Genomic DNA, 15,344 nt, shown 5'->3' on the forward strand with positions numbered 1-15,344 from the left:
GCCGTCCGGGCCTCCCGGCCTCCGTCGTGCTGCGACCGCGTCCGCAACCGGGGCCAGGACGCTGCAGCGGGCGCCGAACGGGCCGGAGAGGGCGATCCGACCTCGATCGCCGACGTGATCCAGGTCGGTCTCGGCGGCGGGCCCCCCGCCCCGACCCGGCGGCTCGCCGGGAACGACGGAACGGCCGACCCCCGCAGGGAGCCGGCCGTCCGGCCTCGCAGGATCTACAGGCCCTGGGAGAGGCGGTAGTACGCCGCGTTCGAGCGGATGTCGGACTCGAAGCCGCGGAGGGTGGTCGACTCGTCGATCACGAGGAGCTCGACGCCGGCGATGCGGGCGAAGTCCTCCCACGCCTCCAGCCCGATCTGCGTCGTCATCACCGTGTGGTGCGCGGCACCGGCGGTGATCCAGGCGGCGGCGCTGGTGCCGAAGTCCGGGGCGGGCTGCCAGACGGCGCGGCCGACGGGCAGGTGCGGGAGCGTCTGGGGCGGCTCGACGTTCTGGACCTTGTTCGCGACCAGGCGGAAGCGCTCGCGGACGTCGCTCAGGGCGACCACCACGGCGGGGCCGGCGTCGGCGGTGAAGACCAGGCGCACCGGGTCCTCGCGGCCGCCGATGCCCAGCGGGTGGATCTCGAGCGAGGCGCGCTTCGACGACAGGGACGGCGACACCTCGAGCATGTGCGCGCCGAGGATGAGCTCCTCGCCGGGCGTCATGTCGTAGGTGTAGTCCTCCATCAGGCTGGTGCCGCCGGGGAGGCCGGCGCCCATGACGGCGGCGATGCGGATGAGGACGGCGGTCTTCCAGTCGCCCTCTCCGCCGAAGCCGTAGCCGTCGGCCATGAGGCGCTGCACGGCGAGTCCGGGGAGCTGGCGGAGCCCGCCGAGGTCCTCGAAGCTGTCGGTGAACGCCTCGAAGCCGCCCTCCTCCAGGAACGAGCGCAGGCCGATCTCGACCGCGGCGCCGTAGCGGAGCGACTCGTGGCGCTCGCCGCCGGGGAGCAGCTCGGGGACCACGTCGTAGCTCTCGACGTACTCCGCGACGAGGGCGTCGATCTGCTCGGAGGTGGCGGCGTCGACGCGCTCGACGAGCTCGTTCACGCCCCAGGTGTTGACGCTGACGCCGAGGCGGATCTCGGCCTCGGTCTTGTCGCCCTCGGTGACGGCGACGTTGCGCATGTTGTCGCCGAAGCGGGCGACCTTCATGCTCTGCGAGGCGGACCAGCCTGCGGCCGCGCGCGACCAGGTGCCGATGGCCTCGGTGACGCGAGCGTCGCTCGCGTGGCCGACGACGGTCTTCCGGGGCACGCTCATCCGGCTGAGGATGTAGCCGTGCTCGCGGTCGCCGTGCGCGGCCTGGTTGAGGTTCATGAAGTCGAAGTCGATGTCCTGCCACGGCAGGGCGACGTTCGCCTGGGTGTGGAAGTGCAGCAGCGGCTTGGCGAGCGCGTCGAAGCCGTGGATCCACATCTTCGAGGGGCTGAAGGTGTGCATCCAGGTGATGACGCCCACCACGGAGTCGTCGGAGTTCGCCTCGATCATGGTGCGGCGGATGGCGTCGGAGCTCTTCAGCACCGGCTTCCACTCGACGGTCACGGGGATCGCGCTCGCCTCGTTGAGCTGCGCGACGACGGCCTGCGACTGCTCGGCGACCTGGCGGAGGGTGTCCTCGCCGTAGAGGTCCTGGCTGCCGGTCAGGAACCAGACGGTGCGGGTGGCGAGGTCGGGGATGATGCTCTGGTACACGCTCATGCGATGGCTCCGGTGGGGTTCTGTCCGTAGACGTTCTGGTAGCGGTCGAACAGGGCGTCGATCGACTCCTGCGGGATGGGGACGAGCTCGCCGCCCTGGCGCGCGAGGTGCACGGTGCGGGCGACGTCCTCGGCCATGACGGCCGCCTTGACGGCGTCCTTCGCGTCCTTGCCGATGGTGAAGACGCCGTGGTTCTGCATCAGGACCGCCCGCGAGCGGTGCCCGCTGAGGGTCGCGACGATGCCGCGGCCGATGGAGTCGTCGCCGATGATCGCGAACGGGCCGATGGGGATCTCCCCGCCGAACTCGTCGGCCATCGCGGTGATGACGCAGGGGATCGACTCGGCGCGGGCCGCCCACGCGGTCGCGTAGGTGGAGTGCGTGTGCACGACTCCGCCGACCTCGGGCATCTCGCGGTACACGTAGGCGTGCGCCGCGGTGTCGCTGGAGGGGCTGCGGTCGCTGCCGGGGGTGCCGGGGACGACGTTCCCGTCGAGGTCGCAGAGGATCATGTTCTCGGGCGCGAGGTCGTCGTAGGAGACGCCGCTGGGCTTGATCACGAAGAGGTCGGCGCCGGGCACGCGGCCCGAGATGTTGCCGCCGGTCCAGATGACGAGGCCGTAGCGGACGAGCTCGGAGTGCAGCCGCGCGACGTCCTCGCGGACGCGGGCGATCGCCTCCTCGACGGCGGGGGTCTGGGTGGTCATGCGGTGGCTCCCTGGTTCTGCGGGTCGGTGAGGGTCTCGACGGCGGTCTGCTCGACGGCGAGGCCGGCGCGGTAGCGCTCGAGGTAGGCGGAGAAGCCGGCGACGTCGTCCGCGTCGGGGGCGACGGTCTCGAAGCCGGAGTCGCCGAAGACCTGATCGGTGAGGTACGCGTCGAGCGCGACTCCGCTCTGCAGGCGGTAGGCGGCGAGCACCGCCATGCCCCACGGGCCGCCCTCGGAGGCGGTCGCGGCGACCGAGACGGGGGCGTCGAGCGCGCCGGCGAGGAAGCGCTGGGCGACCCCGGCGGTGCGGAACATGCCTCCGTGCGCGAACATCTCGTCGATCCGGACGCCCTCGCCCGCGAGGACGCGCATGCCCAGAGCCAGCGTGCCGAACACGCCGTAGAGCTGCGCGCGCATGAAGTTGGCGAGGGTGAGGCGCGAGTCGGGGGTGCGCACGACGAGCGGGCGGCCCTCGACGAGCCCGGCGATGGGCTCGCCCGCGAGGTGGTTGTAGGCGAGCAGTCCGCCCGCGTCCGCCTCGCCCTCGAGCGCCTCGGCGAAGAGGGTGCCGTAGACGGCGTCGCTGTCGGAGGGTCCGCCGGACGCGGCGGCGAACCGCGAGAACAGGCCGACCCAGCCGGCGAGCTCGCTGGCTCCGTTGTTGCAGTGGACCATCGCGACGAGGTCGCCGGCGGGGGTCGCGACGAGGTCGAGCTCGTGGTGCACGCTCTCCAGCGGGCCCTCGAGGACGACCATGGCGAAGATGCTGGTGCCGGCGCTGACGTTGCCGGTGCGCGGGGCGACGGAGTTGGTCGCCACCATGCCGGTGCCGGCGTCGCCCTCGGGCGGGCAGGCGGGGGCGCCGGGCCGGAGGGAGCCGGTGGGGTCGAGCAGGAGCGCGCCCTCGGCGGTGAGCGAGCCGGCGTCGGCGCCCGCGGGGAGCACGGCGGGCAGCAGCTCGCGCAGGGGCTTCACGGCGCCGGCCGCGCGCTCGTCGTAGAGGTCGACGACACGCTGGTCGTAGTCGCGGGTCGCCGGGTCGGTCGGGACCATGCCGGAGGCGTCGCCGACTCCGAGGACCTTCTCGCCGGTGAGGCGCCAGTGCACGTATCCGGCGAGGGTGGTGAGGAAGTCGATCCGCTCGACGTGCGGCTCGGAGTCGAGGACCGCCTGGTGCAGGTGCGCGAGCGACCAGCGCAGCGGGATGTTGGCGCCGAACAGCTCGGTGAGCTCGGCCGACGCGGGGCCTGTGCTGGTGTTGCGCCAGGTGCGGAAGGGGACGAGCAGCCCGCCGTCCGCATCGAAGGGGAGGTAGCCGTGCATCATCGCCGAGACGCCGAGCGCCCCGACGGAGGAGAGCTGCACGCCGTGGCGCGACGAGGCGTCGGCGACGAGGTCCGCGTAGGCGGCCTGGAGGCCCGCGTGGACGGCGTCGAGGGAGTAGGTCCAGCGGCGGTCGACGAACTGGTTCTCCCACTCGTGGCTGCCGACGGCGAGGACCACGGACGGGTCGGCCGCGTCGACCAGGCACGCCTTGATCCGGGTGGAGCCGAGCTCGATGCCGAGGGCGGTGGCGCCGCTCGTGATCACGTCGGCGGGGGTGGGCCTGCGCTGGTCCATCATGCTCCTCGCTCGGGCGATGTGACCGTTCACAAAGCCCCGGGTCAGCGTAGGCGAAACGGCTCGGGGTCGGCAAGCGAGGGGCCCGCCCGACGGGGTCCGACTGCTCCTCCTCCGCCGCAAGCCCCTTCCGCCGGGGGCCGCCCGCTTGGTCGCATGAGGCATGCGTGAGATCAGACTCGTCAGACTCGTCACCCGCCTCGAGAACGCCGCCGCCCTCGATCCGCTCGTCGGCCGGGTGAAGCGGGCCGTGAACGCGGTGGTCCGGCCGCAGCCGGTGCGGGACGTGCTGCACGGCGTCCCGGTCGGCCACCCCGTCCATCCGCTGCTCGTCCTCGTGCCCACCGGCGCCTGGGTGTCGGCGGCGGTGCTCGACCTGCTGCCGGGGAACCAGCGGGCGGCGCGGACCCTCGTCGGCGTCGGCGTGATCAGCGTCCTGCCGACCGCCGCCTCCGGCTTCACCGACTGGTCGGAGCTGCACGAGCAGCAGACCCGCGTCGGGCTGGTGCACTCGGCGGCCAACGTGGTCGCGACGGGCCTCTACGCCGCGTCGTGGGTGCAGCGCCGCCGCGGGCGCACCACGAGCGGGAAGGTGCTCGGGATGCTCGGGCTCGCCGTCGTCTCGGGCGGCGGCTACCTGGGCGGCCACCTCAGCTACCGGCAGGCGGCGGGGGCGAACCACGCGGAGGACGTGCCGCACCGCTTCCCCTCGGGCTGGCAGGAGCTCGGCGCCCTGGCGGACCTGCCGGAGCGCACGCCGGTGAGGAGGGAGGTCGCGGGCTTCCCCCTGCTCGCCTTCCGGCGGGGCGAGCGGATCGACGTGCTCTCGAACGTCTGCAGCCACCTCTCGGGCCCGCTCGACGAGGGCGAGGTCTCGGCGGACGGCTCGGGCGAGGCGTGCGTCGCCTGCCCGTGGCACGGCAGCGCCTTCTCGCTCGAGACCGGCGAGGTGCTGCGGGGGCCGGCCACCTCGCCGCAGCCGCGGTTCGAGACGCGGGTGCGCGAGGGGCGCGTGGAGGTGCTGCTGCCGCACGCGGGGTGAGGCGGGGGCCGGTGCTGCTCAGGCCTGAGCCGTCGACGCCCGCTCCACCAGCACCGGCGGCACCGGGCGGTCGACGGCGGGCTCCTCGCCGCGCAGCTCCGCGAGCACGACGCCGATCGTGCGGCGGCCGACCTCCGCGAAGTCCTGGCGGATGGTGGTCAGCGGCGGCGGGTAGTGCGCCGCCTCGGGGACGTCGTCGAAGCCGACGACGCTGAGGTCCTCGGGCACGCGCAGTCCCCGCTCGGTGCAGGCGTGCAGGAGTCCGAGGGCCATCTGGTCGTTGCCGGCGAACACCGCGGTCGGCCGGGGCGAGGAGTCGAGGAGGCGGAGGCCGGCGCGGTAGCCGGACTCGGCGCTCCAGTCGCCCTCCACGACGGCGACGGGGTCGAGGCCGGCCGCGCTCATCCCGGCGCCGAAGCCCTCGAGCCGCGCCTGCGCCTCCACCCAGTGCTGCGGACCGGCGAGGTGCGCGATGCGGGTGTGGCCGAGGCCGACGAGGTGCTCGGTGGCCAGTCGCGCTCCGGCCGCCTGGTCGACGAGGAGCAGGGAGTCGGCTCCGCGGTCCGTCGCGCCGAGCGTCACCGACGGGACGCCGATCGCGAGGCTCTCGATCGCCTCCAGCGCGCGCTCCTGCGGGGCGAGGACCACGATCGCCTCCACCGACTCCCGCTGCAGGTGGGCGAGACCGTCGGCCAGCGACTCCGCGTCCGGCGCCGCGTTCACGACCGGGACCCGGTAGCCCGCGTCGCGCGCCGCCTGCTCGATCGCGGCCATCGCGGTGGCGGTGCCGTAGAAGCTGTGGCTCTCGGCGGCGAGGATCCCGATCAGGCCGGAGCGGCTCGTCGCCAGGGCGCGGGCGGCGGCGCTGGGGCGGAAGCCGAGGTCCTCGATCGCGGCGAGCACGCGCTCCCGGGTGCGCGGCCGCAGCTGGGGGCTGTCGTTGAGCACCCGCGAGACCGTCTGGTACGACACTCCGGCCCGCACCGCGACGTCGCGGATGGTCGGCGCGCGGTCGAGGGGCATGGCCACACCGTAGCGGTGCGTGCGCCCCCGTCCCCTCCCGCGAGATGCCTCCCGGGTGCGCGTTCGTCGGCGGGTCGCGTACCGGAGCGGCGTCCCGCGGAGGGTGTCCGGGCGCGGGTCAGGGGCCGCCGAGCCAGTGGTCGATGCGGTGGTGGTCGGGGGTGAAGCCGTGGTCGACGCCCCAGAGGACGGCCTGCGTGCGGCTGGTCGCGCCGATCTTGCCGTAGACGCTGCGGATGTAGGACTTCACCGTGTTGGGGCTGAGATAGGTGAGCGCGGCGACGTCGGCGTTGCTCTTGCCCTGCGTGATGAGCGCGAGGATCTCCGACTCCCGGTCGGTGATGCCCTCGTGGCGGCCCGGCCAGTCGAGGCCCGGTGCGCTGCCCGCCCGCCGCGGAGGATCGCTGACGACGACCTCGCCCGCCGCCACCCGCTCGAGCGCGGCCACCAGCTCCCGCGCCGGCAGGGTCTTGGAGAGGTAGCCGTGGACGCCCTGCTCGAGGGCGTCCGCGATGAGCGTCGGCGCGAAGTTCCAGGTGTAGACGACCACGTGCTCGGCCCGCTCGTTGCGCACCAGCTCCGCGATCTCGTGGTGGTCCGACTCCGGCTGGGCGAACGAGTCGTAGAGGACGACGTCGATCCGATCGGAGAGGGAGGCGTTCGCGTCGATCTCGGCGACGACCACCCGATCGCGGTAGTGGTCGAACATGTGCGCGAGGCCCGTGAGGACGACGTCGTAGTCGTCGACGAGCGCGACGGTGAGGGGCGCGCGGCGGGTCATGGTCGGACGCTACCGCACGACTCGTCGGGGCGAGCACACCCCCAGGGGTGTACCGCCGCCTCCTCCGGGGTGGTTGCGTAGCCACCGGTCCCGCAACCGCGGAACCGATCAGCGGGCCCCCGCCCGCACAACGGAAGGACGACCGCCATGCTCGGTCTCATCATCAGCCTCATCGTCGTCGGACTCATCGCAGGAGCGCTGGCCCGCCTCATCGTCCCCGGGAAGCAGAGCATCAGCATCGGCATGACCATCGTGCTCGGCATCGTCGGCTCGTTCGTCGGCGGCTTCCTCGGCTTCCTGATCTTCCAGCACGACCCGATGGACGGCTTCTTCCAGCCCGCCGGCATCATCGGCTCGATCATCGGAGCGATCATCGTCCTGCTCGTCTACACCCGCTTCGCCGGCCGCTCCGCCGCGCGCCGCTGACCCGCAGCGCACGGCGACAGCGAGGTGGCTGCCGACCCGCGCTCCGCGGGCATGCAGGCACCACGCTGACCGGCGGCCCCGGCCCGGCTCCCTCCACGGGCCGGGCCGTCGTGCTGTCCGCGGGGTGCCCGGGCGACGACCGCGGTCTCCGACGCTGCGTCCGCGGGTTCCGACGCTCCGTCCGCGGAGCCCGCGCCGCGTCCTCCGACCTCCGTGGATCGGCGGCCGAGTCCGTCGACGCCGCGTCGGTGGCGGCCGAGTCCGTCGCCCCAGAGTCGGCAGCCGCGCAGCCCGTCGCCGCCCAGCCGCCGCGCACCGGGGTGCGCGATGCTCGGGCGATGCCGCTCGTCGTCCCCGATGCCCTCGTCCCGCTCGCGCTCCGGCTCGCCCGTGCGAACCGCACCTTCGTCAGCGCGGAGGGAGCCCGTCGCCGCATCCGGGAGCGCGCGCTCCGTCCCGCCTCCTACGGCCCGCCGCCCCGCCTCCGGCCCGGCGTGCGCGTCGACGTGGAGCAGGTCGGCTCCTGGCCGGTCTACACGATCCGCCCGCGGGTGATCCGCGGCGGCGTCGTCTACGTCCACGGCGGCGGCTGGGTGAACGAGATCGCGCCCCAGCACTGGTGGCTCGCCGCCCGCATCGCCGACGAGGCCTCCGTCGCGGTGACCCTCCCGATCTACCCGCTCGTGCCCTTCGGCACGGCGCTCGAGGCGCGCGACGGCGTCCGAGGCCTGGTGCTGCGAAGTCTGGAGCGGCACGGCGCGACCTGCCTCGCCGGCGACTCGGCGGGCGGCCAGATCGCCCTCTCGACGGCTCTCGCCCTGCGCGACGACGGGGTGGTCCTGCCGCGCACCACCCTCGTCTCGCCCGCGCTCGACCTCTCCTGGAGCAATCCGCGCATCCAAGAGGTGCAGCCGACCGATCCCTGGCTCGGCACCCCGGGCGGTCGCGTCCTCGCCGAGAGCTGGCGCGGCGCCCTCGACCTGCTCGATCCCGCGGTCAGCCCGCTGTTCGGCGACCTGGCGGGTCTCGGTCCGCTCACCGTCTTCAGCGGCACGCGTGACGTCCTCAATCCGGACGCCCACGTGCTGGCCGAGCGGGCGGCGGCCACCGGGGTCCCGTTCGAGCTCCACGAGGCCGTCGGGCAGGTCCACGTGTACCCGCTCGTGCCCACGCGGGCCGGCCGCGAGGCGCAGCACGACCTGGTCGAGGGGCTCCGCGCGGCGGTCTGACCACCGGCCGGCCCAGGCGTCCGGCAGGCTCCTCTCAGTCCGTCTTCCGGACGGCGGACGGCGCCTCCGCCCGCTCGTCCACGACGTCGAGGCGAGCCAGCGCGTTCGCCGTCCCCCGGCGGCCCCGTGTCGCGACCAGGCCGATCATCGCGGCCGCCGCGAGGACGAAGGCGAGCAGCGACCAGAAGCCGCCCTCGACGGCGAGCAGGGTCGACCAGCCGCCCGATCCCGCCGCCCAGCGCACGAGCCGCTGCCAGAGGAGCGGTCGCGGCTCGGGACGCAGGCGCACCACCGTCTCGCCGAGGGTCCGTCCGGACCGCAGCACGATCACGAGCTGGAGCAGCGGAGCGACGAACGGCAGGGCTCCGACAACCACGTCCCCGGGGCTCGAGCGCGTGTCCACCCCCGCGAGCACGAGGCCGACCCCGGTGATCGAGACGAGCGCGCCCGTGATGAGGCTCAGCGCGAGAACGTCGCAGAACATGCCGAACGCGCGGCGGCGGATCGTGACCGGGCGCGCCAGCTCCGGCACCGCGCCCTCGGTCCGGCGGGTGAAGAGGAGGAGGACGGGGGAGAGGAGGGTGCCGAGCAGGGCGCCGGCCGTGTTGGCCAGCAGGTCGTCGACGTCGAAGAGCCGGTAGGCGCACGGGTAGAGGAACCAGTCGCCCGTGAGCTGCGTGACCTCGATGAGGAGCGAGACGGCGAAGCCGACGGCGGTGCCGCCGATCATCCCGGCGACGAGGCGCCCGCGCAGAGCGAGGTGGCGGACGAGCATCCCGAGGGGGACGAAGAAGACCACGTTCAGGAGCACCTGCGCGGACGCGGGGTTCGTCAGCAGCGCGCGGGGCCCGTCGATCCCGCCCTCCTTCGCGATGTCGCCGACGAAGGCGAACAGGCGCAGCTGCGGACCCGATCCGGTGCGGCAGGCGGCGGTGACCGTCGCCTCGTCGGGCAGGGGGAGGAGCGTGTAGGTGACGAGGGCGAGCGCGTAGACCACGGCGGCGAAGGCCAGCACCGCGTTGCCGATCCCGAGGACGCCGCGCCGCCGGTACTGCAGGGCGGCCCAGGGCACGAGGCCCACGAGGGCGACGGCGGAGCCGAACAGGAGGGCGAGCACGGCGGAGGTCATGCGTCGACAGTAGGAGAGCGGAGGCCCTTCTCGACCGCCCGGCGCATCAGGGGCCTCTGACAGCGCGGTTCGTCCCTCCCCAGCGCGGGATCCGGGCGCTCCTCCACGGATCCGAGCGATCCCCGTCCGCCGCCTCCACGCCCTGCTAGCGTTTCCTGGGTCGCGTCCAAGAAACGCGTGCACCCCCGACCCCTCCACGAAAGACGTCATGCCGCTGCGCTCCCGCCTCCTCGCCCTCCCCGCCGCCGTCGCGGCCGCCGCGCTCCTGCTCAGCGGCTGCAACGCCGAGACGCCCGACGCCTCCAGCACCCCCGTCGACGGCGGGACGCTGACCTACGCGTCCGGCGACGCCGAGCCCACCTGCCTCGATCCGCACGTCGGCGGCAACTACCCGCAGGCGCTGCTCGCGACGCAGGTGCTCGAGTCGCTCGTCTCGCGCGACGCCGACGGCACCATCACGCCGTGGCTGGCCGAGTCGTGGACCGTCTCGGACGACGCGCTCAGCTACGACTTCACCCTGCGCGAGGGCGCGACCTTCACCGACGGCACCGCCCTCGACGCGGAGGCGGTCGCCGCGAACATCGCGCACCTGCAGGACCCGGCGACCAAGTCCTCCACCGGCTACCTCGCCGTGGCGAAGGTCGCCTCCGTCACCGCGGTCTCGCCGACCGTCGCCCGCTTCACCCTGACCGCGCCGGACAGTGCGCTGCTCGAGTCGCTCGCGCAGCCGTGGACCGCGATCGAGTCGCCCGCCGGCATCGCCCGCGGCGAGGCGGCCAACTGCGAGGCGCCCGTCGGCACCGGCCCCTTCACCGTCTCGGAGTGGGTCAAGCAGGACCACGTGACCCTCACCCGCAATGAGGCCTACGACGCGTCGACCGGCCCGACCGGGGACGGCCACGAGGGCCCCGCGCACCTGGCGAGCATCACCTGGCGCTTCATCCCCGACTCCGCCACCCGCTATGCGGCGCTGCAGTCGGGCGAGGTCGACGTGCTCGACAACGCCCAGCCCGACACTCTGAAGGCCGCGACCGGAGCCACCGACCTCGTCGAGCTCGACGCGCCCCGGCCCGGCTCGGTCAACCGCCTCGAGCTCAACTCCGGGCAGGCGCCGTTCGACGACGAGTCCGTTCGCGAGGCCTTCGTCCGCGGCGTCGGCGTGAACGACGCGATCGACTCCCTCTTCTTCGGCACCGCCGAGCGCTCCTACTCCCCGCTGTCCAGCCGCGAGGCGACCGCGTACTCCGACCCGTCGCTCTTCGAGGACGCCGGGTCCGACTCCGAGACGGCCGCCGCCGAGGATCTGCTCGAGAAGGCCGGCTGGGTGGACTCGGACGGCGACGGCATCCGCGAGAAGGACGGCACGCCGCTGACGCTGCGATTCCCCGTCAGCACCAACCAGTCGATCCCGGCCGAGCAGTCGCTGTTCGAGCAGATCCAGGCCTCGGCGAAGACCCTCGGCTTCGACGTGCGGATCAGCCTGCTCGACCTGTCGAGCTGGTACACCGCGCTCGCGTCGAACGAGTACGAGCTGGTGAGCGCCCCGTACACGAAGGTCGGACCCGACGTGCTGCGGATCCTCTACTCCTCCTCGGGCATCACCCCCGCGCCGAGCGGCTACTTCGCCAACCACGCGCAGATCGCCGACCCCGCGCTCGACTCGCTGCTTGAGCAGGCGAGCGCCACGACCGACGAGGACGCCCGCGCCGACCTGTACGAGCAGGCGCAGCGGATCGTCCTCGAGGGCTACTGGATTCTGCCGCTCTACGACCAGCAGAACCACTACCTGCACCGGTCGGCCGTCCAGGGCCTCGTCGCCCTCGACACCGTGTCGACCCCCTGGTTCGCCGACGCCTGGGTCTGACCCGGCCCCGGAGAGCCGCCTGCACCGATCGAAGAGCGGACGCATGCCGGTCGAGTAGTCGCCGCGGCGGCGCATCGAGACCCCGCGATCGGGACGGGCGGATCTCGATGCGCCCGCTCCGCGGGCTGCTCGATCAGCAGGGATCCGTCCTCCATGCTGGTCGAGTAGCCGCCGACGGTCGCGCATCGAGACCCCGTGCTCCGGAGGGAGCGGACCTCGACGAAGCCCCGCCCCTCCATCGCCCCGACCAGAGAGGACGCCCGCCCGCATGATCCGCCGCGTGCTCCTCCGCCTCGGCGGCGCCCTCGTGGTGCTGTGGGCCGTCGCGACCGCCGTCTTCGTCCTCATCCGCCTCGTCCCCGGCGATCCGGCGCAGGCGATCCTGGGCGGTCCGGGCTCGCAGGCGTCGCCCGAGGCGCTCGCCGCGGTGCGGGAGCAGTACGGCCTCGACCGGCCGCTCCTCGTGCAGTACCTGGTGCAGCTCGGCAGGCTCGCGCGCGGCGACCTCGGCACCTCCTACTCCCTGCGCACTCCCGTCGCGCAGATCCTCGGCGAGCAGCTGCCCGGCACCCTCCTGCTCGCCGTGCTCGCGCTCACCGCCGCATGGATCCTGGCGCTCGCGACCGCCCTCTGGTCGACCCGGGGCGGCCGCCTCGCCGCCGCGGTCGGGTCCGGCCTCGAGCTCACGGCGGCCGCGCTCCCGCACTTCTGGCTGGCGACCGTGCTGATCGCCGTCTTCGCGACCGCGCTGCGCTTGCTGCCCCCGGTCAGCACCGGGTCGCCCGCCGGGCTGGTGCTGCCGACGCTGACCCTCGCGATCCCGCTGGCGGGCTTCCTCGGCCAGGTGATGCGCCGCTCCCTCCTCGATGCGCTGGAGTCGCCGTTCGTGCTCGCCGCTCGGGCGCGCGGCGAGGGCGAGCTCGGCGTCCGCGCCCGCCACGCCCTGCGCCACGCGGTCCTGCCGGGCGTCTCGCTCTCGGGCTGGGCGTTCGGCTACCTGATCGGCGGGGCCGTGGTGGTCGAGACGATCTTCGCGAGGCCGGGGCTCGGCCGGACTCTGCTCGCGGCGGTGACGATCCGTGACGTGCCGGTGGTGACGGGTGTCGTGCTGGTCACGGCGCTGGCGTACATCGTCGTGACCCTCGCCACCGATCTGCTGACCCGCGTGATCGACCCGCGGCTGGCCCGGCGGGAGGCGGTCGCGTGAGCGAGCTCGAGCTGCGCGCCGCCCGCCCGCTCCGCCGGGGTCCCTCCCGCCTCCGCGCCGGCGAGGTGCTGGCCGCGTTCTTCGTCGTGCTGCTCCTGCTCGCCGCCGTCGCGCCCGGGCTGCTCGCCCCCTCCGATCCGCTCGCCGTCGCCCCGCGCGACGCCTTCAACCCACCGGGTGCCGCGCACCTGCTCGGCACCGACGAGTCCGGTCGGGACGTCCTCAGCCGCCTCATCGCGGGGGCCGGCGCGTCCCTCCTGATCGGCGCCAGCGCCACCGCGATCGGCCTCGTCCTCGGCGCGGTGCTCGGGGTGGTCGCGGCTTTCGGCGGCCGCGTCGTCGACGGCGTGATCGGCCGCGTGCTCGAGGTGCTCTTCGCCTTCCCCGCGCTCCTGCTCGCGCTGCTCGTGATCGTGGTCACGGGTCCCGGAGTCGTCCCCGCCACCATCGCGGTCGGCCTCTCGACCGCGCCGGGGTACGCCCGCATCCTGCGCACGCAGCTGCTCGGCATCCGCGACTCCGGCTACGTCGAGGCGGCGCGCGTGCTGGGCCACGGACCCGTCCGCATCCTCGTCCGGCACGTCCTCCCCAACACCTTCGGGCCGCTCGCCGTGCTGGCGACCCTCGGCGTCGGCCAGGCGATCGTCTGGGCCTCGGCCCTCAGCTACCTGGGCCTGGGCGCCGAGCCGCCCGCGCCGGAGTGGGGCGCGATGCTCTCGGCGGGCCGCACCTACCTCGCGAGCGCGTGGTGGCTGACCGTGTTCCCGGGGCTGGCGATCGTGCTGACCACGATCGCGACGACGGTCCTCGGCGGGCGTCTGCGGGGTGCGCGGTGAGCGCGGTCGTCGTCGAGGGGCTCCGGGTCGCCTTCGACGGAGTCGAGGTGGTGCACGGGGTCTCGTTCCGCGTGGAGCCGGGGGAGTGCGTCGCGATCGTCGGCGAGTCCGGGTCGGGCAAGAGCGTCACCGCGCGAGCGCTGCTGGGGCTGAGCGGAGGCGCCGTGACCGGGAGCGTCCGCGTCGGCGGGACCGAGGTGGTCGGAGCGGGCGAGCGGGAGCTGCGGCGGCTGCGCGGCGGATCCGTCGGCTTCGTCCCGCAGGACGCGCTGCTCTCGCTCGACCCGCTGCGCCCGATCGGCCGCGAGATCGGCGACGTGCTCCGCCTCCACGGCCGCCTCCCCGCGGCCGAGCGCGCGCAGCGGACGGTCGAGGCCCTGGCGAGCGTCGGCATGCCGGAGCCGGCCGAGCGGATGCGGGAGCACTCCGGCGACCTCTCCGGCGGTCTCCGCCAGCGCGCCCTCCTCGCGGCGGCCGTGGCGCTCGATCCGCCGCTGCTCGTCGCCGACGAGCCGACCACCGCGCTCGACGTGACCGTGCAGGCCCGCGTGCTCGAGCTCTTCGCCGAGCAGAAGGCGCGCGGCCGGGCGCTCGTCCTGGTCTCGCACGACCTCGCGGTGGTGGCGGGCCTCGCGGACCGCATCCTCGTGCTCGCCGACGGCCGCGTGGTGGAGGAGGGGACCGCGGCCGAGGTGCTGCGCGCGCCCCGCAGCCCCGAGGCCCGCGCGCTCGTGGCCGCTGTCCCCGCCGGGCGCCCGCGCGGCTCCCGGCTCACCGACCCGACCGCACTGGCGACCCCGCCCGAGACCCCCGGCGAGGTCGTGGTCGCGGCCCGCGGACTCGCCGCCCGCTTCCTGCTGCCCGGCGGAGGAGTGCGGGTCGCGGTCGACGACGTCGACCTCCGGCTGCGGCGCGGCGAGACCGTGGGGCTCGTCGGCGAGTCCGGGTCGGGCAAGAGCACGGTGGCCCGGCTCGTGCTGGCGCTGCGGCGTCCGGACGCGGGCGCCGTCGAGCTGTTCGGCGAGCCGTGGTCGGCAGCGACCGAGCGCTCCCGCCGTCCCCGCCGCCCGCGGATCGGCGCCGTCTACCAGGACAGCCTCTCCTCGTTCGACCCGCGCTGGAGCGTCGGCCGCCTCCTCCGCGACGCCGGCGCAGCCTCCGTGCCCGCGCTGCTCGAGAGCGTGGGGCTCGACCCCGCCCTGGAGCGGCGCTCGCCGCGGACCCTCTCCGGCGGTCAGCGCCAGCGCGTCTCGATCGCCCGGGCGCTGGCGACGCGCCCCGACGTGCTGATCTGCGACGAGCCCGTCTCGGCCCTCGACGTGTCGGTGCAGGCGCAGATCCTCGACCTGCTCGACGACCTGCAGCGCCGTCACGGCCTCGCCCTCCTCCTCATCTCGCACGACCTCGGCGTGATCGCCCACATGAGCGATCGCATCGCCGTGATGCGCGAGGGTCGGATCGTCGAGGCGGGGCCGGCCGCGTCGCTCCTCGCCGCACCGCAGGAGGAGTACACGCGCCGCCTGCTCGCCGCCGCCCCTCGCCTCGAGCGCTGAGCCGTCCGCGGCGCGGCGCCCGCCCGCACCACCGAGGCGCCGCGCTGCCCGCCGGGACACCGCCTCAGCAGCGGTGTCCCTCGAGCGCAGCGGTGTCTCGAAGCGCCCCCGCGCAAGCCCGCGCCGCGAATCCGCCGCACCTCCACCACGTGTCGGACCTGCGGCGTAGCGTTG

At 74.4% G+C, this 15,344-nt stretch carries 13 protein-coding genes; 7 read left to right on the forward strand and 6 right to left on the reverse strand.

All coding sequences use genetic code 11. The features are described 5' to 3' along the window. Positions 1-224: 224 nt before the first annotated feature. From araA to C5C30_RS12590, 3 genes are read right to left on the reverse strand one after another with little or no spacing between them, the layout of a single operon-like run. The gene (araA, locus tag C5C30_RS12580) at positions 225-1,751 is read right to left on the reverse strand and encodes an L-arabinose isomerase (RefSeq protein ID WP_104233641.1); all 1,527 of its coding nucleotides are present in this window, start codon (positions 1,749-1,751) and stop codon (positions 225-227) included. Further along, positions 1,748-2,458, reverse strand: coding sequence for an L-ribulose-5-phosphate 4-epimerase (locus C5C30_RS12585; RefSeq protein ID WP_104224687.1), 711 nt, complete (start codon positions 2,456-2,458; stop codon positions 1,748-1,750). Before C5C30_RS12585 ends, araA begins: the two co-directional genes overlap by 4 nt. Further along, a complete protein-coding gene (locus C5C30_RS12590; protein WP_104248018.1) occupies positions 2,455-4,080 on the reverse strand; it encodes a xylulokinase in 1,626 nt (541 codons plus the stop codon). Before C5C30_RS12590 ends, C5C30_RS12585 begins: the two co-directional genes overlap by 4 nt. Positions 4,081-4,243: 163 nt before the next feature. Between C5C30_RS12590 and C5C30_RS12595 the strand changes: the two genes are divergently transcribed. Continuing rightward, the gene (locus C5C30_RS12595; RefSeq protein WP_104333859.1) at positions 4,244-5,122 is read left to right on the forward strand and encodes a Rieske 2Fe-2S domain-containing protein; all 879 of its coding nucleotides are present in this window, start codon (positions 4,244-4,246) and stop codon (positions 5,120-5,122) included. 18 nt (positions 5,123-5,140) lie between these two features. Here the strand turns inward: C5C30_RS12595 and C5C30_RS12600 are convergent, their stop codons facing one another. Both C5C30_RS12600 and C5C30_RS12605 read right to left on the reverse strand, forming a co-directional pair. After that, the gene (locus tag C5C30_RS12600; RefSeq protein WP_104297246.1) at positions 5,141-6,145 is read right to left on the reverse strand and encodes a LacI family DNA-binding transcriptional regulator; all 1,005 of its coding nucleotides are present in this window, start codon (positions 6,143-6,145) and stop codon (positions 5,141-5,143) included. Positions 6,146-6,263: 118 nt separating this feature from the next. Beyond that, a complete protein-coding gene (locus C5C30_RS12605; RefSeq protein WP_104225041.1) occupies positions 6,264-6,926 on the reverse strand; it encodes a response regulator transcription factor in 663 nt (220 codons plus the stop codon). A 147-nt stretch (positions 6,927-7,073) separates the two neighbouring features. Here C5C30_RS12605 and C5C30_RS12610 point away from each other — a divergent pair, with 147 nt between their 5' ends. Then, entirely contained in the window at positions 7,074-7,352 is a 279-nt protein-coding gene (locus tag C5C30_RS12610) for a GlsB/YeaQ/YmgE family stress response membrane protein (RefSeq protein WP_104225042.1), read from the forward strand. Between the two features lie 338 nt (positions 7,353-7,690). Further along, positions 7,691-8,581 (forward strand): alpha/beta hydrolase fold domain-containing protein, encoded by an 891-nt coding sequence (locus tag C5C30_RS12615; protein ID WP_104333879.1) that lies wholly within the window; start codon positions 7,691-7,693, stop codon positions 8,579-8,581. 34 nt (positions 8,582-8,615) lie between these two features. Here the strand turns inward: C5C30_RS12615 and C5C30_RS12620 are convergent, their stop codons facing one another. Next, on the reverse strand, positions 8,616-9,710 hold the full coding sequence (locus C5C30_RS12620) for a VanZ family protein (protein ID WP_181131571.1): 1,095 nt from the start codon (positions 9,708-9,710) through the stop codon (positions 8,616-8,618). A gap of 208 nt (positions 9,711-9,918) precedes the next feature. On the opposite strand from C5C30_RS12620, the gene C5C30_RS12625 reads away from it, so the two are divergent. The 4 genes from C5C30_RS12625 (at position 9,919) to C5C30_RS12640 (ending at position 15,170) form a co-directional block, all read left to right on the forward strand. Beyond that, complete coding sequence (locus tag C5C30_RS12625) at positions 9,919-11,574, forward strand: ABC transporter substrate-binding protein (RefSeq protein WP_104333861.1); 1,656 nt, start codon at positions 9,919-9,921, stop codon at positions 11,572-11,574. Positions 11,575-11,842: 268 nt separating this feature from the next. Next, complete coding sequence (locus C5C30_RS12630; protein ID WP_104333862.1) at positions 11,843-12,781, forward strand: ABC transporter permease; 939 nt, start codon at positions 11,843-11,845, stop codon at positions 12,779-12,781. Continuing rightward, entirely contained in the window at positions 12,778-13,617 is an 840-nt protein-coding gene (locus tag C5C30_RS12635) for an ABC transporter permease (protein WP_104333863.1), read from the forward strand. Before C5C30_RS12630 ends, C5C30_RS12635 begins: the two co-directional genes overlap by 4 nt. Then, positions 13,614-15,170, forward strand: coding sequence for an ABC transporter ATP-binding protein (locus tag C5C30_RS12640; protein ID WP_104333864.1), 1,557 nt, complete (start codon positions 13,614-13,616; stop codon positions 15,168-15,170). The genes C5C30_RS12635 and C5C30_RS12640 overlap by 4 nt, the downstream gene beginning before the upstream one ends. The last annotated feature ends 174 nt before the right edge of the window (positions 15,171-15,344 follow it).

Origin of the sequence: Rathayibacter sp. AY2B5 (assembly GCF_002931645.1) — a bacterium.
Taxonomy (GTDB): Bacteria; Actinomycetota; Actinomycetes; order Actinomycetales; family Microbacteriaceae; genus Rathayibacter.